Raw genomic sequence first — 19,484 nt, 5'->3', positions numbered from 1 at the left:
CATTTTACTTTGGCTAATTCAAACTATATAAATATTTTTTTCTATATAATCCTACTAGCCATTTATTTGCAAAGCCTGTGCCAAAGATTCTAAACTGTTGTTTCTCTGGCGGCTAAGTATTTATTTATCTTATGGAAAAACTCTTCAGTTTTATAAGGTTTTGGTATAATATCATTAAATCCGTTTAAATAGAATTCATCAAGGTTGTCATCGAGGGTTACTGCCGTCAAGGCGATAATAGGAATTTCAGGATCAAATTTTCTAATTTCTATGGTAGCCTCAATTCCACTAATTCCCGGCATGTGTATATCCATTAGAATAAGGTCAAACGCATTATTCTTAACTTTTTCGATGGCAATACTTCCATTATCGGCAACATCACAGATAACCTTATTTTTTTCAAGGATTTTACGTGTGATCATCTGGTTGATCTTGTTATCCTCCACAACGAGAATACGCTTATCTTCCATGATCTCATTAGTGAGCTTTGTCTCTTCTATTTCTACAGGAGTCGCTGCCTCAGCATTTTTAATTTCAGTTTCTGTAGTTTCAAATTGTAATTCAAAAGTGAATTTTGAACCTTCACCTAATTCACTTTCAAGATCTATTTCACTATTAAGAAGGCTTAGAAGATTTTTCACAATTGAAAGTCCTAAACCGGTTCCGCCAAATTTTCTGTTTATTTGGGTAGATCCCTGAGTGAAATTCTCAAAAATTGCCTTTTGCTTCTCTTTTCCAATACCTTCTCCATTGTCTTTTATTTCAAAGAGTAGCGATACAACTTTTTCCTGTCTTTTGGTTTGTTTTACTGAAATCCATATATCTCCATCTTCGGTGAATTTGATCGAATTCCCCAGTAAATTGATAAGGATTTGAGATATCTTCAAAGGATCTCCCACCAGTTTTTTAGGAATTTTCTGGTCAAAATCGAAATGAATCTTTGTATTTTTTTCGTCTGCGGAATTCTTTAAGGCAATAAGCACATCAGACATTCTTTTTTCAAGATTGAAATCAGATTTTACGATCTCTACTTTATTCGCTTCCAGTTTGTTTAGATCCAGAATATTATTGATCAGGGAGAGTAAGTATTCTCCTGAAAATTTCAAAGAATTGAGGTGTTCTTTCTGACTTTCGGTAGGGCTTTCTTCCAAAAGAAGGTGGGTAAGACCGGTTACCGCATATAAAGGAGTTCTTAGTTCGTGCGTTATAGTTGTTAAGAATTGAGCTTTGGCAAGGGAAGCTTTTTCCGCATTTTCTTTGGCCAGAATTAATTCAGAATTTTTCTTCTGAAGCAATTCATTTGCTCGTGCCCTAAGATTATTGTTCTTGTAAAGTGAAAGTGTTAATAAAGAGAGAATTGTAATTAAAGCAACGCTCAAAATAGTTGTAAGCTTGTTAACCTTTAAAGTTTTCTCATTTTCTGCTTGCTGAAGCGTTAACTCATTTACTGTAGATTTTAAAGCATCAACGCCCATTTTCTCGTTTGCATCAGTTTGAAGGGCTTCCTTATTTATGTCAAAAACATACTCCCGGATCTCGTTCATTTTTTGAAGATAAGCTAAAGCTGCGGCAGGATTATTCCGTTTTTCAGCTATTTCGCTTAACAGTCCATAGCTATACATGGTCATACCAGTATAGTTTCCAGATTCAGCCAGTTTTAATGAACCCAACGCAGCCTCTTCTGCTTTCTCAAAATCACCTTCGTTAGAATAGGCCCGGGCCAGGAAATAATGAAGTCTTGAAAGTTCGTATTTATTTTTACTTCCTTCCAGGTAGACTTCTGCATTATTAAGTTCAGATAGCGCCCTGCTTTTGGTATCTTTATTAGCGAGGAATATCACTGCTTTATTAAGTGAAACCAGCCCTAATTGTTCGTTTTCGCCTTGAGCCTCGTAATATTTCTTTGCCAGGTCAAGGTATTTTAACGCCCTGTCCAACTCTCCCTTGGAATTGAGAATTTTAGAATATAAAATATAGGAATAGGCCAAACCTGATTGATCATCAATCTCTCTCTGTATAGAAATAGCTCTTTCTAATTGAGTAATAGCTTGTTTGTATTCATGCCGAACCTGGTACATCCTGGCCAGAATACCACTAGTAAGAGCTATATAGCGCTTGTGATTTATTTCCTTGGCGTATTCAAGAGATTGGTTTAGCTGTTGCTGGGCTTTATCAAATTCCATCATATCGATAGAATTTTCTGCCTCAGAGAGCAATTCTTTAATCTGCTCAGTTTTAGGTGGAGTTTTATCTGACTTTGATTCCTGAAAACCAAAAGTGATAAAACAACAACATATTAAGATAGAAAGCTTTAAGTTCTTCATTCGGGAAAAATAGCTAGAAGCTGTTAATGTGGTTAAATATAGCTATTTATCGTTAATGAGTGAAATTAAATCGATAAGACGGTTAGAGTATCCTATCTCATTATCATACCAGCCAATTAATTTTACTAGCTTTTTTCCTATAACGGAGGTCATTTGTGCATCAAAAATACAACTTGCACTTCGGTCTAAAATATCAACAGAAACGATGGGGTCTTCAGTATATTCAATGATTCCCTTAAAAGTTCCTTCTGCCGCATCTTTAAATATGGCGTTAACTTCCTCGATAGATGTTTCTGTTTTTACATTCAGGGTCATATCGGTTAAAGACCCGTTGGCAACCGGAACTCTTATTCCACATCCTCCAATAACATCACTTAATTCTGGGAAAATAGTGGTTAAAGCTTTGGCCGCTCCGGTAGTTGTAGGAATTATAGATTGTGCTGCAGCCCTGCTTCTTCTTAAGTCTTTATGAGGCTTATCATGTAGACTTTGGTCTGAAGTATAGGAGTGAACCGTAGTAATATAAGCTTGGGTCACCTCCAGATGCTCATGTATAAGCTTCAGCATTGGTGCTGCGTTGTTTGTAGTACAGGAGGCGTTGGAAATAATTTTTTCTGAACCATCCAGGATATGTTCATTAACTCCCAATACCACCATTTTTATATTTTCATCCTGAGGAGGTACCGATAATATTACTTTTTTAACCCCCTTTTTAAGATGAGCTTTTAAAGTATTTTCGGTTCTGAATTGTCCTGAAGATTCCACCACATAATCCACATTATATGAATCCCAGGGAATATCTGCAGGAGTATTAAAATTTAATAAGGGGATAGTTTTACCATTAATGACAATACCGGTCTCATTTGAAGAAATATTCGCTTGCAATCTTCCATGAATACTGTCATATTTTAGAAGATGCGCCAGGCTTTCCGCATTATGTATATCATTAACCGCAACAACTTTAATAGAAGGATGATCTAATAAAATTCTGAAAAGATTTCTTCCAATTCTACCAAAACCGTTGATGGCAATATGAATAGGTTTAGCCATCTACTGACTAATTAATGTGTTTTTGAGCCTTGTAGGAGGATCTGACTAATGCGCTGCTTTCCACATGTCTGAATCCTAGTTCAAGTCCTATTTGTTCATATTTTTTAAACTGATCTGGAGTGATAAACTGTTTTACCGGTAAATGTTTTTTACTTGGCTGCAGGTATTGACCAATCGTAACCACATCTACTCCGGCTCCACGAAGATCTTTAAGGGTTTGAATTACTTCTTCTTCCTGTTCTCCAAGACCAAGCATAATTCCAGATTTTGTTCTTCTTATACCGTTATCTTTCAGGTATTTTAAAACTGCCAGGCTTCGATCATATTTTGCCTGGATTCTCACTTCACGGGTTAGTCGTTTTACGGTTTCCATATTATGAGAAACCACCTCTGGGGCTACTTCTATAATTCTATCGATATTTCTTTCATTTCCCTGAAAATCGGGAATTAAAGTCTCTAGAGTAGTCTCAGGATTCATACGTCTGATAGCCTTTACCGTTTCAGCCCAGATAATGGAACCCATATCTTTTAGATCATCACGGTCTACACTTGTGACAACCGCATGTTTGATCTGCATCAGTTTAATTGATCTGGCAACTTTTTCGGGTTCATCCCAATCTACCGTTTCCGGTCTTCCGGTTTTCACACCACAAAATCCGCAGGATCTGGTACAAACATTTCCAAGGATCATGAATGTAGCAGTACCTTCACTCCAGCACTCACCCATATTTGGGCAACTACCAGAGGTGCAGATCGTATGAAGGTCATACTTATCTACAAGATTTCTTAATTCTGTGTATTTTTTTCCGGTAGGAAGTTTAACACGAAGCCACTTTGGTTTGGGCGTTCTTTCTGTTTTTGATTTTACGGGCGCAACGTCTGTATTCATAGCAAAAATCTGTGTTTCAAAGATACAATAATAAGCCGAACTGCATAAATTAGACTCGCCAGTATTTAATTCCTTACTTAGACTTTTCTGGATTCGATAATTTCAGCTAATAACTTCTTGGCTCTTAATAGTTTGACCTTTACATTATTCATGGGTTCATCAAGGCTGCTGGCTATTTCTTTATAAGACTTTTCCTGAAAAAACCTGAGATTGATCACTTCCTGATAGTGAGGTTTTAGCTGTTTAATATCAGCCAGTAATTGTTCCAGATTTTGCTCTTTGATCAGTTTGTCTTCAATTCCGGGGGTTTCATCTACTATCTCATAAACGCGTTCCTCATCTTGCATAGAAGTCCTGGAAGTGATGGAAGAATTCTTTTTGCGAACCTGATCTATATGGATGTTCTTGGAAATAGCAATAAGCCAGGTGGAAAAGGAGTAATTCTCATCAAAAGTATCTATTTTGTTAAATGCTTTTGAAAAGGTTTGAATGGTAATATCTTCAGATTCATACTCATTCCGGGTTTTCTTTAATTGAAAACCATACACATCATTCCAGTACCTGTCCAGAAGATAATTGAAAGCTGACTGACTTCCGTCTTTTGCCTCCCTGATCTTCTCAAGGAGTTTTTCCGGATTTATTTCCAATGTTTTGGTTTTGAAATGAGGTTGGAGATAAAGATAACCAATTGTAGGAAAATTAAAAAGAGATCCAAAAATGGAAATAGCCACACCACATCCTTTTCATTGAGTTTGTCTGCCGCTTTAAAGTATACAAAGGCTTCTGTGATCAATTTAATCCCTAAAATGCTTAAAGCTATTTTTGGGTATACCTGAAGTATTAGAAGTGCAGCAAATAACAGCCAGAAAAGCACCCGGAAAATATAAAAGGCACTGAGTAATATTTTATGTTTTGTCTTGTAGTTTCCTGCAACAGATACGTGTCTTTTCTTTTGATGAAACCATTCTGAAAAATTATTCTTCGGAACACTTCTGGTAATGGAATCAGGATGAAAACATATGGCCGTATTTTCTGCAGTAGCCGCTTCATTCACGAAAAGATCATCGTCGCCAGATCTTAAATGAAGATGATTGGCAAATCCTTTCAATTCATAGAACTGGCTCGAAGTATAGGCAAGATTTCTTCCTACACCCATATAAGGAGAACCCAGGCGGGCGTAAGAAAAATATTGGATTGCAGTAAGAAGAGTTTCGAACCTGATTAATTTATTAAGAAAAGATCCGCTATGTTGAAAATAACCTCCATAACCTAAAACTATGGTATTTCCGGGCTGGAAATTCCTGGACATTTCTTTGATCCAGTTCTTTGACTGCGGCGCACAATCTGCATCTGTAAATAAGAGGTGTTGATTTTTGGCTTTTTTGATCCCCAGGGTCAGGGCATATTTTTTATTAGCCCAAAATGCTTCATTATTCTGAACGTCTACTATTCTAATTCTCGGGTCTATTTTCTGAAATTCTTCTATTACCTCTAAGGTGTTATCAGAAGAAGCGTCATTGATTACAATAACTTCAAATTCTGGATAATTCTGTTCGAGGATAGATGGAAGAAAGTTTTTTAGATTTTCCTCTTCATTTTTAGCACATATTATTACCGAAACAGGAAGTTCGGGATGCAATTTATTTTTTAGTCCCGAGGTTGAAAAGGAGAAAAAAGAAAAGAAATAGATAAGATTAACTAAGCTTACAAAAATAAAAAACACCAGTAATATTGTTCCCATTCAGTCTATTTGGTCGTGGCTGTATCTGAACAATTTTCCATCTCTTCTGGCATCTTACCACAAAAACTGCAGGGTTCGCCGTCTTTGTTAAGATAAGGATTCTGGCTGGCACAGGTTCCGGCAAATTTACCTTCCTTTTTACCCCAGATCTTTATTGCAATTCCAGCAAAAGCAAGGCCTAATAAAATGACACTTATTATAAATAGTTTCATAATCTATGATTCTGCTGCAAAAATAACAATAAATTAAAGTATGTAAAAATCTTCGAGATCATTAATATATTCTTTACACAATTTAACTAAACTTTAATCGAAAGTGTAGTCATAACTGGCATTTACGCAATATCTTGCATTGTTAATCACGAAAAAAACTACAATTATGAAATTTAAAATGTTATTTACTGTTTTAGCTCTTTCAGCTATGGTTTTCACTTCTTGTGAAGATAATAAGAAAAAAGAACAGGAAGAGAAAGAACGTATGGAGCAAATGGAAGCCGAGAGAGAGGCTGAAATGGAAGCTGAAAAGGAAAAACAAGAGATGGAATCTAATAGTATTGCTGCTAAAGCAATGGAGACTGATACTCTTAGTACCCTTGTAAGTGCTCTAAAAGCTGCAGAGCTTGCAGAAATGTTTAAAACTGAAGAAGGGCCATTTACTGTATTTGCTCCAAATAATGCAGCATTCAGTAAATTAGATAAGGCAACTCTTGATCAGTTAATGATGGAAGAAAATAAGGATAAATTAGCTGGAATTCTTAAATATCACGTAGTTGATCAGAAAGTTATGTCTGCAGATCTTGTTAAAATGATCCAGGATAATGATGGAGAATATAGCATTTCAACTGTTGGAGGTGGAGAAATAAAAGCTACTCTGGAAGGTGAAAATGTAATTCTTACTGACGAATCTGGAAACAAGGCTACTGTAGTACAGGCAGATGTGGATGCTTCAAATGGAGTGGTACACATTATTGATGCTGTGGTAATGAAAAAAGCTTAATAATATCTTCACAAATAAAAAAGGGATCTATTTTTAGATCCCTTTTTTTTATATAATATTTACTTCCGCTTCAAGATCAATTTTAAACTTATCTTTTATCGTCCTCTGGATTTTTCTGGAGAGTGCTAAAATTTCTGCTCCTGTTGCCTGCCCGTAATTTACCAATACTAAAGCCTGATTTTTGTGGACGCCGGCATCTCCATCTCTATATCCCTTAAGCCCGGCTTTATCAATTAACCATCCTGCAGGAACCTTAATTTCATTATCTGATACTTCATAGGAAGGAATTTCAGGAAATTCTGCTTTAAGATCTTCAAATTGAGATTTCTTTATAATAGGATTTTTAAAAAAACTACCGCTATTTCCCAATTCCTGAGGATTCGGAAGTTTAGACCTTCTTATAGCTATAACCGCTTCAGAAATATCATGGATTTTAGGTGAAGAAATTCCTTTTTCATTCAATTCAGATCGTATGGAACCGTAATCTATTTGTAAATGATGATGCTCTTTGGTCAATCTAAATTTTACTGAAGTAATGATATACTGTCCCTTAAGCTGATTTTTGAAAATAGAATTCCGATAAGAAAACTCACATTCTTCAAGGCTGAATTCTTTTTCTTCCAGCGTTTGCACATTCATGGCTTTACAACTAACAAAAGTATCTTTAAGCTCCACGCCATATGCACCAATATTTTGAATGGGAGCTGTGCCGACATTTCCAGGGATAAGAGAAAGGTTTTCCAGTCCGCCATAATTATGTTCCAGCGTCCATAAAACAAACTCGTGCCAGTTTTCACCTGCGGCGGCCTCGATGATAACCTTATTTTCGAATTCAGAAACAATTTTCTTTCCTTTTAAGGCTATATGTAAAACTGTCTTATGAATATCGCCTGTAAGAAGCATATTACTGCCACCACCAAGAATGAATAATTCTGCTGCGTAACTTTTACGGAGTAAACTTCTCAGATCCTTAATATTTTCAATTGAAATGAACTTTTCAGCTCTAACATCAATGCCAAAGCTATTATGATCTTTAAGGGAGAAATTTCGCAGAACGCGCATTAATGCTGTTGGTTATATTCTTTTAAAGCTTTCTCAAGTATGTCGATGGCTCTTTCAAGGTTTTCTTTCTTCAATACATAAGCAATCCTCACCTGATTTTTCCCAGTATTAGGGGTAGAGTAGAAGCCTGCGGCAGGAGCAACCATAACGGTTTCATTATCATCCTGGAAATCTTCTAATAGCCATCTCGCGAAATCATCTGCATCTTCAACAGGTAATTCAGCAATGCAGTAAAATGCGCCTTTCGGCTTAGCAACCTTAACGCCTTCGATCTTTTCCAGACCTTCTACCAGCAGATTTCTTCGGAAAGTGTATTGTTCAATTACATCATCGAAATATGACTGAGGAGTATCTAATGCTGCTTCGCTGGCAATTTGCGCAAAAGTAGGAGGGCTTAACCGCGCCTGGGCAAATTTCATTGCGGTAGCGATCACTTCTTTATTTTTAGAAACGAGACAACCTATCCTGGCTCCGCACATGCTATAACGTTTAGAAACAGAATCTACCATAATTGCATTTTCAGCAAGTTCCGGAAGGCTCATAATAGAATGGTGTTCAGCACCGTCGTAAGCGAATTCTCGGTATACCTCGTCTGAAACTATAAAAAGATCATGTTTCAGAGCAAGATCTGCCAGTTGCTTTACCTCCTCTTTTGTATAGAGGTAACCTGTAGGGTTTCCGGGGTTACAAAGTAATATAGCCTTGGTTTTTTCAGAAATTAATTTCTCAAATTCTGAAATTGGAGGCAAAGCGAAATTATTTTCTATGCTGGATTGTATAGGCTTGATCTTAACTCCAGATGCCGTTGCAAAACCATTATAGTTAGCATAAAAAGGCTCCGGGATAATCACTTCGTCTCCGGGGTCTGTAATACTTCCCATGGCGAAAAGCAAAGCTTCAGAACCACCGGTGGTAATAATGATATCTTCTTTATTTACCGGCAATGCTGTTTTTTGATAATAACCTGCTAACTTCTCTCTATAACTTTCAAATCCTGCGGAATGACTGTAAGAAAGAACCTCAATGTCATGTTTTCTTACGGCATCCAAGGCAGCTTCAGGAGTTTTAATATCCGGTTGACCAATATTAAGTTGATATATTTTTCGACCCTTTTTAGTAGCAGCTTCGGCAAAAGGAACAAGTTTTCTTATTGGAGATTCAGGCATTTCCAGCCCTTTATTAGAGATCTTAGGCATAGCTTATTATTTGTACGTGCAAAATTGCAAAATTAAAATATTAATCAATAATAATCTCCAGGTAATTATCCCTGCTAAATGGATATTTTATATCCTATAAATTCTGAAAATAATATTTAGGCAAAAAAAAAGCCTTCCTGGTGGGAAGGCTTTCTAGAGTTTTTAAAATAATTTTATTTGCTGTCGCCAGCATCCTCGTCTTTTACAAGACCTTTGATCTTTAAAGCTTTTGTGGGCTCATCAGCATTAGAATAAACTGTTACGGTCTTCCTAATTGGGCCAACTATTGTGGTATTGTACTTCACTTCAATTTTCCCGGTTTCGCCCGGCATAACTGGCTCTTCCGGCTTCTTTGGTACGGTGCATCCACAACTGGATTTAACGTCTGTGATCACTAAAGGAGCATCTCCAACATTTGTAAATTCAAATACTCGCACGCCATCGCTGCCTTTCATTATTTCGCCATAGTCAATCGTTTCTGACTTAAATTCAAATTTCGCCGTTTTTTGAGCCTGAGCTGTTGCCAGACCTGCGAATACGAATATGGCTATTGCAATTAGTTTTTTCATAATTTAAAATTTTAAGCGGATTAGTAAAGATAAGCTGAAATAGTTCAATTCTCAAAAATTTTAATCATTTCAGTAGCTTTCATAATCCTCCATTAATAATTACTTTTGCCATTATTTCAAAAATCAGACCAAGAAATGGCAATTGCTTCACATTATAATGCAAAAAAAGTAGAGGATAAGTGGTATGACTACTGGATGAAGAATAATTATTTTCATTCAGAAGTTGACGAGAGAGAGCCATATACTATTGTAATACCCCCGCCTAACGTTACCGGGGTTTTACACATGGGCCATATGCTGAATAATACCATACAGGATGTTTTGGTGAGAAGGGCCAGATTGAAAGGTTTCAATGCTTGTTGGGTTCCCGGTACAGATCACGCGTCTATTGCTACCGAAGCGAAAGTTGTTGCCAAGCTTAAAGCTGAGGGCATCGAAAAGAATGATCTTAGTCGGGAGGAATTTCTACAACATGCGTGGGAGTGGACAAATAAACATGGAGGTATTATTCTTCAGCAATTAAAAAAGCTGGGTGCTTCCTGTGACTGGGAACGTACCAAATTTACGATGGATGATGATATGTCTGCATCTGTCATCAAGGTCTTTGTTGATCTTTATGAGAAAGGACTGATTTATCGCGGTTATCGTATGGTGAATTGGGATCCGCAGGCAAAAACGACACTTTCTGATGAAGAAGTAAATTATGAAGAAAGAAATGGGAAGCTTTTTTATTTAAAATATAAAGTAGATGGGACCAATGATTATCTAACCATTGCCACTACCAGACCTGAAACCATTCTTGGGGATACTGCAATTTGTATTAATCCTAATGATGAAAGATTTGCTCATTTAAAGGGTAAAAAAGCAATAGTACCTATCTGTAATCGTACGATTCCTATCATTGAAGATGAATATGTGGATATGGAATTTGGAACAGGTTGTTTAAAAGTTACTCCTGCTCATGATGAAAATGATAAAAATCTTGGCGAAAAGCATAATCTGGAGGTAATTGATATTTTCAATGATGATGCTACTTTAAATAATTACGGGCTGCATTACGAAGGAAAAGACCGCTTTGTGGTGCGTGCTGAAATTGTAGAAGAACTTGAAATATCTGGTTTTCTGGAAAAAGTTGAAGACTATGTAAATAAAGTTGGAACCAGTGAGCGTACAGGTGCGGTGATAGAACCAAAACTTAGTGATCAGTGGTTTTTGAAAATGAAAGAAATGGCTCAGCCGGCGATAGAGGCTGTGTTAGGGGATGATATTAACCTTGTCCCCGAAAAATTTCTGAATACCTATCGCCATTGGATGGAGAATGTTCGAGACTGGAATATTTCACGTCAGTTGTGGTGGGGACATCAGATCCCTGCTTATTTCTACGGAACAGGTAAAAATGACTTTGTAGTTGCAGAAACTCTGGAGAAAGCTGTGGAGAAGGCTCGTGAAGCAACAGGAAAAACTGATCTTCAGGCTTCAGATCTTACACAGGATAAAGATGCACTGGATACCTGGTTTTCTTCCTGGTTATGGCCTATGAGTGTTTTTAATGGAATTCTTGAGCCTGAAAATAAAGAGATAGAATATTACTATCCAACTAATGATCTTGTTACGGCACCTGAAATACTATTTTTCTGGGTAGCCAGAATGATTATGGCCGGGTATGAATATAGGGGAGAAAGACCTTTTAAAAATGTTTATCTAACCGGAATTGTTAGAGATAAGCAGAGAAGAAAAATGTCGAAATCCCTTGGTAATTCACCAGATCCTCTTGCTTTGATCGAACAGTATGGGGCAGATGGGGTTCGTGTTGGAATGTTATTGAGCTCTCCTGCCGGAAATGATCTTATGTTTGATGAAGATCTTTGTAAGCAGGGCAGTGCATTCTCAAATAAAATCTGGAATGCTTTCCGTTTAGTACAGGGATGGGAAATTTCCGAAGAAATTGAGCAGCCGGAAACTGCTAGAATGGCAATAGACTGGTATAAGGCTAAATTTCAGAAGACGATCAGAGAAATAGAAGACCACTATTCAAAATATAGAATAAGTGATGCTTTAATGTCTACCTATAAGTTAATTTGGGATGATTACTGTAGCTGGTTCCTGGAAATGGTGAAACCTGGTTACGGCGAGCCAATGGATGCCAGAACTTATAAAGAGATCATTACTATTCTGGAAGATAATCTTAAGATATTACATCCTTTCATGCCTTTTGTTACCGAAGAGATCTGGCAGGAAATTACTGAGCGTACTCCAGAAGAAGCGTTGATCATTGCAAAATGGCCGGAAGAGATCAATTTTGATGAAAAAATCATTAAGGAATTCTCTCACGCAGCTGAAGTGATCGCGGGAGTGAGAAAGATTAGAAAAGACAAGAATATTTCCTTTAAGAATCAAATAGATCTCAGTGTTCTTAATAATGAGAATACGTCTAAAACTTTTGATGCTGTGATTTCAAAAATGGGTAATATTTCCAATCTGGAATACGTGACTGGATCTGTAGATGGAGCACTTTCTTTTAGAGTTAGATCCAATGAATATTTTATTCCGATAGTTGGGGCCATCGATGTGGAAGCTGAGAAACAAAAAATCCAGGAAGAACTTAGTTATACCGAGGGATTCCTGAAGTCTGTAGATAAAAAACTTTCTAACGAGCGTTTCGTGAATAATGCTCCGGAAAAGGTCGTAGCTATAGAAAAAGCAAAAAAAGCTGATGCAGAAGCTAAGATAGAAGCTTTAAAAGCCAGTTTAAGTAGTTTGAATTAAGGATCTATAGATACTACAAAAATAAAAAAGAGGACAATTTGTCCTCTTTTTTTATGTTTTATTGTGTATAGCTTATACGGTGACTTTCCCGATATGGGTCTCCACAAGGTCGATATATTGCTTTTCAGCTTCGGTTTTACTGAGGTCTTTTACCTGGACTAATGCATTGATCTTAAATGCGCTCCTTAAATCTCCAGTATTAGTTGGAGGGATATAGAATCCATTCTTTTCAGTGGCTCTTTTATAAAGAGCGTAAAAGTGTAAAAGCACATCAGGTGGGAATTGCTGATTCGTGCTACTTGCCATTTCGTAGGCTTTTAGAAACTTAGAGTTTTCTTGTGCCATCATAATGTTTATGAAGGTACATCAGCGATTATGCTAACGCCACCTTTTACTTTTTGATTGATCTCTACATTCACTTTCGTTTCAACAGGCACAAATACATCAACCCGGCTGCCAAATTTGATGAATCCGCTGTCGCTTCCCTGCACTACTTCTGAATCTACTTCAGCATAATTAACGATTCGTTTTGCCATTGCTCCGGCAATCTGCCGATATAGGATCTCTCCAGCAATTTCATTTTTTACCACCACAGTAGTCCTTTCATTTTCCTCACTGGATTTTGGATGCCAGGCGACCAGAAATTTTCCCGGATGATATTTACTATAGGTTACTTTTCCACCTACAGGATGACGTGTTACATGTACATTTATAGGAGACATGAAAATCGAAATTTGCAGCCTGTTATCCTTGAAATATTCTTTTTCATAAACCTCTTCTATCGCTACCACTTTTCCGTCTACAGGTGCAATTATATGTTTATTGTTTAAACTGGTAGTTCTTTTTGGATTTCTGAAAAACTGAAGTATCAGAAAAAACAAAATAATCGAAACTACAAGAATTGCAAATTTTACCCAGTATACATTAATTAAACTGTATGTAATGATATTTATTGCAATCAGGATGATCGCAGTTAGGGTCATTATTTTATATCCTTCTTTATGAAACATAGTTCAATATATATAAATAAGCATAAATGAATGGGCTTGCAAAGATAATACTATCCAGCCGATCAAACAATCCACCGTGTCCGGGCATTAATTTTCCACTGTCCTTTACACCTGCCTGTCTTTTAAATTTTGATTGAATAAGATCTCCCAAAGTACCGAAAATGCTCAAAATAATGGCCATTCCCAGCCAGGTCCACATAGTTAAGAAGCTGGTGTAATACCAGATGGCATAACTCATTAGTACGCTAAAGACCAAACCTCCCAGGAAACCTTCAATGGTTTTATTAGGTGAGATTTTTTCATAAAGTTTTCGTTTTCCAAAATTCTTACCTATTAGATAGGCGAAAGTATCGTTGGTCCAGATCAGGAAAAATATCCCGATTACCAGTTTGGGTATAAAAATACCTTCAATGGTGGGGATAAGGGTTAAGAATATAGTAGAAGATATAAGGTAAAATATAATGATAATATATTTCTTCTTTTCAAATACCGGGATCTTCTTTACGACCATCAGGTCTTTCACCAGGAAAAGGTTCACGAAAATTGTTATTAAAAGCAGTAAAACTGTAGCATCCTGATTAAATTTCAAAAAGCTGAATAGATAAAACAGTATGGCTTGTAAAAAGTATAGAGCGTAACTTTTTAGACGCAGGAGTTTTTGCATCTCTATTAAACATACAAGGCTTAATAGATAAAAAAGAATAATGAAGATTACCTCTGAGGATAGGATGGAAGCAACCAAAATGGATGTATACAACAATCCCGAAACAGCACGAATAATGGTTTCCCTCATAAATTACAGATCTTCCAGCAGCAGCAAATATAGGTTTTTCGTACTACTTCCATAACTCATAAAATCACCTTCTTTTTGAGTTTCAAAATTTTTGATCGTGGTGATGTTGGAAGGAATTTGCTGTCTGTTCTTAAATTTAATGCCTCTTAAGCCTTCGCCAATGGTGTCAATTAGCTGACTAGTTGAGGATAGTATAATAAAGTTTGCAGGTAGATCGTGAAGCTTTCTTTCTTTTATCTGATTAGAAGAGATGAGGATTGAGCCATCATTTGCTACCAGAAATTCACATGTTGAAAGATAAAATTCAGCATTGGCAGATTTATTAAATTCAAGGTTGAAATCCTGAAATTTGCTTTTTAATTTCTCGTCGAAACAGCAACACTGCTTTTCATACCAGTCATTCTCCATGAGAATATTGTCAAAAGCTTCCTGGATTTCTGCTTCATCTACACAGTATAAGAATTTCCCTCCATTATTTTTGAAGTTGAGCATAAATCGCTCATCGGTAGGTAATTTTACCTCCGGCATATATTTTCCTCTGTCCGCATTCTCAGGGATATCCTGCTCCTGGTCTGCTTTGGACTTGGGATTAAGAAACCTCTTGAATAGATTCATAGAGTTTGGGTGTGATTCTTACTGTCATTTATCAAAGTTAAAAAATCTGAAATTAACCATTGTTTAATTTCAGATTTTTTACTTCAACTTCTACACTACTTATTAACCGAATCGTTTTCGGTTAATTTTCCTTCTTCATCGGTGTCTTTTCCTTCAGATTCTTCTGCTGCAGACCCATTTTCCGTGGTTTTATCCAGGGTATTTTTTTCTTTGATGGGTTTGCCTTCTACCTTTTCTTTTTCAAAAGGACGTTTTCCAAAGATTTTCTCAAGGTCATCCTTGAAAATAACTTCTTTATCAAGAAGTATTTCAGCTAGCTGAGTAAGTTTATCTTTATTGTGCTCCAGAAGATCCAGAGCTCGTTTGTACTGATCTTCGATAAGGTTTGAGATTTCCTTGTCGATCAATTCCGAAGTTTTTTCACTGTATGGCTTAGTGAAGTTGTATTCACTTTGCCCTGATGAATCATAATAGGTAAGATTACCTACTGCTTCATTAAGACCGTAAATAGTTACCATGGCTCTGGCCTGTTTGGTAACCTTCTCCAGGTCACTTAGGGCCCCGGTTGATATCTTATTGAAGATTACTTTTTCAGCAGCACGACCTCCAAGGGCAGCACACATTTCATCCAGCATTTGTTCCGGTCTAACAATAAGTCGTTCTTCTGGTAAATACCAAGCAGCACCCAGGGATTGTCCACGAGGCACGATAGTAACTTTCACCAGTGGGGCAGCATGTTCTAACATCCAGCTCACCGTGGCATGACCGGCTTCGTGAAAAGCAATAGCTTTTTTCTCACTTGGAGTAATGATCTTATTCTTTTTCTCAAGACCACCAACTATACGATCTACCGCATCAAGGAAATCCTGTTTCCCTACGGCTTTATTTCCTTTTCTCGCAGCAATAAGTGCTGCTTCGTTACAAACATTGGCAATATCTGCTCCAGAGAAACCAGGGGTTTGTTTTGCTAAGAATTCAGTATCTAATTCATCGGCAACTCTTTTAAGAGGCGCTAAGTGAACTTCAAATATTTCTTTTCTTTCGTTAAGGTCAGGAAGATCAACATAGATCTGTCTGTCAAAACGTCCTGCACGCATCAGGGCCTTATCAAGTACATCTGCACGGTTTGTTGCAGCCACCACAATTACGTTAGTGTTTGTTCCAAAACCATCCATTTCAGTCAGTAACTGATTCAGTGTATTTTCTCTTTCATCGTTAGAACCTGAAAAATTACTTTTTCCTCTGGCTCTACCAATAGCATCGATCTCATCAATAAAAATGATGGATGGTGATTTTTCTTTTGCTTGTTTAAACAAGTCTCTTACTCTTGAGGCACCTACCCCTACGAACATTTCTACAAAGTCTGAACCTGATAAAGAGAAGAAAGGAACTTTCGCCTCTCCGGCCACGGCTTTTGCTAATAATGTTTTACCTGTTCCCGGAGGTCCTACCAGTAAGGCTCCTTTTGGAATTTTACCCCCTAAAGCAGTGTATTTTTCCGGTTGTTTTAAGAAATCTACAATTTCCTGAACTTCTTCTTTTGCACCTTCTAGTCCGGCAACATCTTTAAAAGATGTTTTTACATCTGTATTCTGATCAAATAGTTTTGCTTTGGATTTACCAATATTAAAAATCTGACCTCCTGCGCCTCCACCGGCTCCAGAACTCATTTTTCTCATGATAAAGATCCATACTCCAATAATCAGGATAAATGGAAGTAAAGCCCAGAAAAGATCACCAATTACATCGCTGGATGTATCATAGGTAACCACCGTATTGAGATTATTTTCATTTTTAATCTCATTGATGTCGTTCTCAAAATTCTGAAGATCTCCAAACTGAAAAGTATAAACGGGAGATTCACCAGTAGAAAAAAGATCTGGATCTATATTTTTCTTATGAATCTCTTTTTCTTTAGCCTCGGCAGTTAAATATACCCTGGCCTGATTCCGGTTGATGATTTCAACTTTCTCGACATCACCAGTTCTCAGGTACTCTTTAAATTCTGCTGGATTGGTTTTGGCTGGTTCAGAGAAGCCTCCATCGCCAAAAATATTAAGGCCTAAAAATATAATAATGATCGCCGCGTAAATCCAGTAGGCACTAAATTTAGGTTTTTTGGGATCTAATTTTTTCTTTGGTTTTTGATTCGCCATTCTATGCTTCTTCTAATAATTTAGATTTAATAACTGCTTTCTATGGAAGTAATTTTAGCATCCCCCCATAGGCTCTCAATATCGTAAAATTCCCGGATATGCTTCTGGAATACATGAACAACCACATTTACGTAGTCCATAAGCACCCATTCGGCATTTTCGCTACCTTCAATATGCCAGGGTTTGTCTTTCAGGTTTTTACTAACTGTTTTTTGTATGGAATTGACTATGGCGTTAACCTGCGTGTTTGAAGTACCATTGCAGATAATAAAATAATCACAAACTGTGTTTTCAATTTCTCTAAGGTCCAGGATATCAATATCATTACCTTTAACTTCCTCTATCCCTTTTATAATATGTGCAATAAGTTGATCGCTGTTTTTTTCCTTTTTCGACATTAAATTTATTTATTTACGCAAATTTATCATTTTTTGCTCTTTTAAAGAGATTGTTAAAGAAGATTTTAACGCCTTATCTCTTATACTTATATATGCGTACAATCAAAGTTAATGCCATCGACTCCACCAATTCCTTTGTTCGGGAATTTTACGAAGGAAATATCAATTTTGAGCCTGTATGTGTTCGGGCAATTACCCAAACAGCGGGAAGGGGGCAGCGCGGTTCTAATTGGCTGTCCAAAGCAGGAGAAAACCTCACATTCAGTATTCTGTACCCCCAGAAAAAATTGAAAATTTCCCGGTATTTTCTATTAAGTGCTACCATCTCCCTGGCTGTTTTAAAAGTTTTACAAGGCTTGGAAATTCCAAATATCAAGATAAAATGGCCTAACGACATTCTGTCAGCAAAAAAGAAAATTGGTGGCATTCTTATTGAAAATATTGTAAAGACTGAGGGGATCGTGGCAAGTGTAATTGGAATTGGCATGAATGTGAATCAGGAGAATTTTGATGATTTGCCCAATGCCGGGTCACTTAAAAGTATTACCGGTAAAAATTTTGATCTCGATGAACTTTTAAATCGGCTTGTTCATAAAATTGAAATGGACTTGAATGAACTACCTAATAGGAAAAGCACAGATATTCTGGAAGAGTATGCTCAAAATATGTTCAGATTGAATGTGGTGTCTTCATTTTCCTCAAAAGAGGAAGGAAATTTCAACGGGATTATTAGAGGGGTAACTACCGAAGGAAAATTAAATCTTGAGATCGAGGATGGAGTTTTTAAAACATTCGATCTTAAAGAGATTCAATTACTTTATTGAAATAAAAAAAGCCGAAACATCGTTTCGGCTTTTTAATAATATATTCTAGTTTCTTACAGTTTTCCTACATTTTCGGTAAGTGCTGTAATAAATTTTTTCAGCGGACTTTTGATCATCATGCTCATCATGGCATTGAATTCTCCTTCAAACTCCATATTTACTTCACTTTTATCGGCTCCGCTTTCTTCAATGTGCGTTTTCAATCTAAAAGGAAATTTATCTGAATTTGATCCTAGAACTACCAGTTTTGGTTCATCAGTTTCAATGATCTTCAGTCTAATTTCAGGCATTCCTTTCAACTGAAAGAGAAAGCTATCTTCTGAAATTACTTGAAATTTCTCTTTACTGTCTGGCATTATCTGCTCATAATTCTCCACGTTAGTAAGAAAATTGAACATTTCCTGCTGACTTCTATCTGCGGTTACTTTTTGACTTTCTAATTTCATATTATGGTTTCCAGTTTGCAGGGTCTTCTCTCCATTTACGTAGAATGCCTGCTTCTTCAGTATTTATATAATTTGTATTTTGAGCTGTTTCTATAAGATTTTCATAGTCGCTAAGCGTATGGAGTTCTACTTCCAGCTTTTCAAAATTTTTCACCGAAGTGTCAAAACCGTAGGTGAAAATAGCGAACATCCCTTTTACATTTGCTCCCGCTTCTTTTAAAGCTTTTACAGCATTCAAACTGCTATTTCCTGTGCTTATAAGATCTTCAATCACAACAACTGTCTGGCCTTCTTCCAGGTTACCTTCAATCTGGTTTTGTCTCCCGTGACCTTTTGGTACCGGTCTAACATAGGCAAAAGGCAGACTTAAATATTCTGCAACCAGCATGCCTATTCCTATCGCACCTGTTGCTACTGCTGCGATGACGTCTGGCTTTCCGTACTTTTCTTCTATTTGCTTGGCGAAGTTTTCCCGAACATAATTTCTGATTATTGGATAGGACAAAATGATCCTGTTATCACAATATATTGGTGACTTCCAGCCGCTGGCCCACGTAAAAGGTTCTTGTGGTTCTAATTTTATTGCTTTAATTTGCAATAAAAGCTCAGCAGTCTTTTTTGCTGTTTCTTTATTCAAAATCATACCTGC

20 protein-coding genes are annotated in these 19,484 nt (G+C 36.8%); 3 read left to right on the top strand and 17 right to left on the bottom strand.

What is annotated here, in order from left to right; all coding sequences use genetic code 11:
• Window positions 1–89 precede the first annotated feature (89 nt).
• The 6 genes from LGQ90_RS07495 to LGQ90_RS07470 all read right to left on the bottom strand — a co-directional run bounded on the left by LGQ90_RS07495 (window position 90) and on the right by LGQ90_RS07470 (window position 6,216).
• Entirely contained in the window at window positions 90–2,324 is a 2,235-nt protein-coding gene (locus LGQ90_RS07495) for a tetratricopeptide repeat-containing hybrid sensor histidine kinase/response regulator (RefSeq protein ID WP_229339734.1), read from the bottom strand.
• Window positions 2,325–2,366: 42 nt separating this feature from the next.
• The gene (gene gap / locus LGQ90_RS07490; protein ID WP_229339732.1) at window positions 2,367–3,374 is read right to left on the bottom strand and encodes a type I glyceraldehyde-3-phosphate dehydrogenase; all 1,008 of its coding nucleotides are present in this window, start codon (window positions 3,372–3,374) and stop codon (window positions 2,367–2,369) included.
• A 7-nt stretch (window positions 3,375–3,381) separates the two neighbouring features.
• Window positions 3,382–4,263, bottom strand: coding sequence for a lipoyl synthase (gene lipA / locus LGQ90_RS07485; protein WP_229339729.1), 882 nt, complete (start codon window positions 4,261–4,263; stop codon window positions 3,382–3,384).
• Window positions 4,264–4,340: 77 nt separating this feature from the next.
• The gene (locus LGQ90_RS07480) at window positions 4,341–4,910 is read right to left on the bottom strand and encodes an RNA polymerase sigma factor (RefSeq protein WP_229339727.1); all 570 of its coding nucleotides are present in this window, start codon (window positions 4,908–4,910) and stop codon (window positions 4,341–4,343) included.
• Window positions 4,901–6,004, bottom strand: coding sequence for a glycosyltransferase (locus tag LGQ90_RS07475; RefSeq protein WP_229339725.1), 1,104 nt, complete (start codon window positions 6,002–6,004; stop codon window positions 4,901–4,903). Before LGQ90_RS07475 ends, LGQ90_RS07480 begins: the two co-directional genes overlap by 10 nt.
• Window positions 6,005–6,009: 5 nt before the next feature.
• A complete protein-coding gene (locus tag LGQ90_RS07470; protein WP_229339723.1) occupies window positions 6,010–6,216 on the bottom strand; it encodes a membrane or secreted protein in 207 nt (68 codons plus the stop codon).
• Between the two features lie 166 nt (window positions 6,217–6,382).
• Here LGQ90_RS07470 and LGQ90_RS07465 point away from each other — a divergent pair, with 166 nt between their 5' ends.
• Window positions 6,383–7,000, top strand: a complete 618-nt coding sequence (locus LGQ90_RS07465) for a fasciclin domain-containing protein (protein ID WP_229339720.1) — start codon at window positions 6,383–6,385, stop codon at window positions 6,998–7,000.
• A 48-nt stretch (window positions 7,001–7,048) separates the two neighbouring features.
• On the opposite strand, the gene murB is transcribed toward LGQ90_RS07465, so the two are convergent.
• The 3 genes from murB to LGQ90_RS07450 all read right to left on the bottom strand — a co-directional run bounded on the left by murB (window position 7,049) and on the right by LGQ90_RS07450 (window position 9,827).
• Entirely contained in the window at window positions 7,049–8,062 is a 1,014-nt protein-coding gene (gene murB, locus LGQ90_RS07460) for a UDP-N-acetylmuramate dehydrogenase (RefSeq protein ID WP_229339718.1), read from the bottom strand.
• A complete protein-coding gene (locus LGQ90_RS07455; protein ID WP_229339716.1) occupies window positions 8,062–9,258 on the bottom strand; it encodes a pyridoxal phosphate-dependent aminotransferase in 1,197 nt (398 codons plus the stop codon). The genes murB and LGQ90_RS07455 overlap by 1 nt, the downstream gene beginning before the upstream one ends.
• 173 nt (window positions 9,259–9,431) lie before the next feature.
• Complete coding sequence (locus LGQ90_RS07450; protein ID WP_229339714.1) at window positions 9,432–9,827, bottom strand: DUF1573 domain-containing protein; 396 nt, start codon at window positions 9,825–9,827, stop codon at window positions 9,432–9,434.
• 135 nt (window positions 9,828–9,962) lie between these two features.
• On the opposite strand from LGQ90_RS07450, the gene LGQ90_RS07445 reads away from it, so the two are divergent.
• Window positions 9,963–12,593, top strand: coding sequence for a valine--tRNA ligase (locus LGQ90_RS07445; protein WP_229339712.1), 2,631 nt, complete (start codon window positions 9,963–9,965; stop codon window positions 12,591–12,593).
• A gap of 72 nt (window positions 12,594–12,665) precedes the next feature.
• On the opposite strand, the gene LGQ90_RS07440 is transcribed toward LGQ90_RS07445, so the two are convergent.
• From LGQ90_RS07440 to rsfS, 6 genes are all read right to left on the bottom strand, one after another.
• On the bottom strand, window positions 12,666–12,941 hold the full coding sequence (locus LGQ90_RS07440) for an acyl-CoA-binding protein (RefSeq protein WP_229339710.1): 276 nt from the start codon (window positions 12,939–12,941) through the stop codon (window positions 12,666–12,668).
• A gap of 5 nt (window positions 12,942–12,946) precedes the next feature.
• Window positions 12,947–13,603: a phosphatidylserine decarboxylase family protein gene (locus tag LGQ90_RS07435; protein ID WP_229339709.1), complete on the bottom strand. Its 657-nt coding sequence runs from the start codon at window positions 13,601–13,603 to the stop codon at window positions 12,947–12,949.
• A complete protein-coding gene (locus LGQ90_RS07430; protein WP_229339706.1) occupies window positions 13,593–14,396 on the bottom strand; it encodes a phosphatidate cytidylyltransferase in 804 nt (267 codons plus the stop codon). Before LGQ90_RS07430 ends, LGQ90_RS07435 begins: the two co-directional genes overlap by 11 nt.
• A gap of 3 nt (window positions 14,397–14,399) precedes the next feature.
• The gene (locus LGQ90_RS07425) at window positions 14,400–15,011 is read right to left on the bottom strand and encodes an LUD domain-containing protein (protein ID WP_229339704.1); all 612 of its coding nucleotides are present in this window, start codon (window positions 15,009–15,011) and stop codon (window positions 14,400–14,402) included.
• Between the two features lie 95 nt (window positions 15,012–15,106).
• Window positions 15,107–17,167, bottom strand: a complete 2,061-nt coding sequence (gene ftsH, locus LGQ90_RS07420; protein WP_229339702.1) for an ATP-dependent zinc metalloprotease FtsH — start codon at window positions 17,165–17,167, stop codon at window positions 15,107–15,109.
• A gap of 26 nt (window positions 17,168–17,193) precedes the next feature.
• On the bottom strand, window positions 17,194–17,565 hold the full coding sequence (gene rsfS, locus LGQ90_RS07415; RefSeq protein WP_089666629.1) for a ribosome silencing factor: 372 nt from the start codon (window positions 17,563–17,565) through the stop codon (window positions 17,194–17,196).
• A gap of 92 nt (window positions 17,566–17,657) precedes the next feature.
• On the opposite strand from rsfS, the gene LGQ90_RS07410 reads away from it, so the two are divergent.
• Window positions 17,658–18,389, top strand: a complete 732-nt coding sequence (locus LGQ90_RS07410) for a biotin--[acetyl-CoA-carboxylase] ligase (protein ID WP_229339700.1) — start codon at window positions 17,658–17,660, stop codon at window positions 18,387–18,389.
• Between the two features lie 53 nt (window positions 18,390–18,442).
• Here LGQ90_RS07410 and LGQ90_RS07405 read toward each other — a convergent pair whose 3' ends face one another.
• Both LGQ90_RS07405 and pyrE read right to left on the bottom strand, forming a co-directional pair.
• On the bottom strand, window positions 18,443–18,835 hold the full coding sequence (locus tag LGQ90_RS07405; protein ID WP_229339698.1) for an SRPBCC family protein: 393 nt from the start codon (window positions 18,833–18,835) through the stop codon (window positions 18,443–18,445).
• A gap of 1 nt (window position 18,836) precedes the next feature.
• A complete protein-coding gene (pyrE, locus tag LGQ90_RS07400) occupies window positions 18,837–19,478 on the bottom strand; it encodes an orotate phosphoribosyltransferase (protein WP_229339696.1) in 642 nt (213 codons plus the stop codon).
• Window positions 19,479–19,484: the final 6 nt, after the last annotated feature.

The organism is Christiangramia sediminis, from assembly GCF_020552705.1.
Taxonomy (GTDB): Bacteria; Bacteroidota; Bacteroidia; order Flavobacteriales; family Flavobacteriaceae; genus Christiangramia; species Christiangramia sediminis.
The sequence above is the reverse complement of the archived record's forward strand: the minus strand, read 5'-3'. Positions and strand labels throughout refer to the sequence as shown.

Excerpts from the sequence above, each read along its gene's own strand:
- LGQ90_RS07495 (WP_229339734.1), bottom strand. The coding sequence starts at position 2,324 with ATGAAGAACTTAAAGCTTTCTATCTTAATATGTTGTTGTTTTATCACT.
- gap (WP_229339732.1), bottom strand. The coding sequence starts at position 3,374 with ATGGCTAAACCTATTCATATTGCCATCAACGGTTTTGGTAGAATTGGA.
- lipA (WP_229339729.1), bottom strand. The coding sequence starts at position 4,263 with ATGAATACAGACGTTGCGCCCGTAAAATCAAAAACAGAAAGAACGCCC.
- LGQ90_RS07475 (WP_229339725.1), bottom strand. The coding sequence starts at position 6,004 with ATGGGAACAATATTACTGGTGTTTTTTATTTTTGTAAGCTTAGTTAAT.
- LGQ90_RS07470 (WP_229339723.1), bottom strand. The coding sequence starts at position 6,216 with ATGAAACTATTTATAATAAGTGTCATTTTATTAGGCCTTGCTTTTGCT.
- LGQ90_RS07465 (WP_229339720.1), top strand. The coding sequence starts at position 6,383 with ATGAAATTTAAAATGTTATTTACTGTTTTAGCTCTTTCAGCTATGGTT.
- murB (WP_229339718.1), bottom strand. The coding sequence starts at position 8,062 with ATGCGCGTTCTGCGAAATTTCTCCCTTAAAGATCATAATAGCTTTGGC.
- LGQ90_RS07455 (WP_229339716.1), bottom strand. The coding sequence starts at position 9,258 with ATGCCTAAGATCTCTAATAAAGGGCTGGAAATGCCTGAATCTCCAATA.
- LGQ90_RS07450 (WP_229339714.1), bottom strand. The coding sequence starts at position 9,827 with ATGAAAAAACTAATTGCAATAGCCATATTCGTATTCGCAGGTCTGGCA.
- LGQ90_RS07445 (WP_229339712.1), top strand. The coding sequence starts at position 9,963 with ATGGCAATTGCTTCACATTATAATGCAAAAAAAGTAGAGGATAAGTGG.
- LGQ90_RS07440 (WP_229339710.1), bottom strand. The coding sequence starts at position 12,941 with ATGATGGCACAAGAAAACTCTAAGTTTCTAAAAGCCTACGAAATGGCA.
- LGQ90_RS07435 (WP_229339709.1), bottom strand. The coding sequence starts at position 13,603 with ATGTTTCATAAAGAAGGATATAAAATAATGACCCTAACTGCGATCATC.
- LGQ90_RS07430 (WP_229339706.1), bottom strand. The coding sequence starts at position 14,396 with ATGAGGGAAACCATTATTCGTGCTGTTTCGGGATTGTTGTATACATCC.
- LGQ90_RS07425 (WP_229339704.1), bottom strand. The coding sequence starts at position 15,011 with ATGAATCTATTCAAGAGGTTTCTTAATCCCAAGTCCAAAGCAGACCAG.
- ftsH (WP_229339702.1), bottom strand. The coding sequence starts at position 17,167 with ATGGCGAATCAAAAACCAAAGAAAAAATTAGATCCCAAAAAACCTAAA.
- rsfS (WP_089666629.1), bottom strand. The coding sequence starts at position 17,565 with ATGTCGAAAAAGGAAAAAAACAGCGATCAACTTATTGCACATATTATA.
- LGQ90_RS07410 (WP_229339700.1), top strand. The coding sequence starts at position 17,658 with ATGCGTACAATCAAAGTTAATGCCATCGACTCCACCAATTCCTTTGTT.
- LGQ90_RS07405 (WP_229339698.1), bottom strand. The coding sequence starts at position 18,835 with ATGAAATTAGAAAGTCAAAAAGTAACCGCAGATAGAAGTCAGCAGGAA.
- pyrE (WP_229339696.1), bottom strand. The coding sequence starts at position 19,478 with ATGATTTTGAATAAAGAAACAGCAAAAAAGACTGCTGAGCTTTTATTG.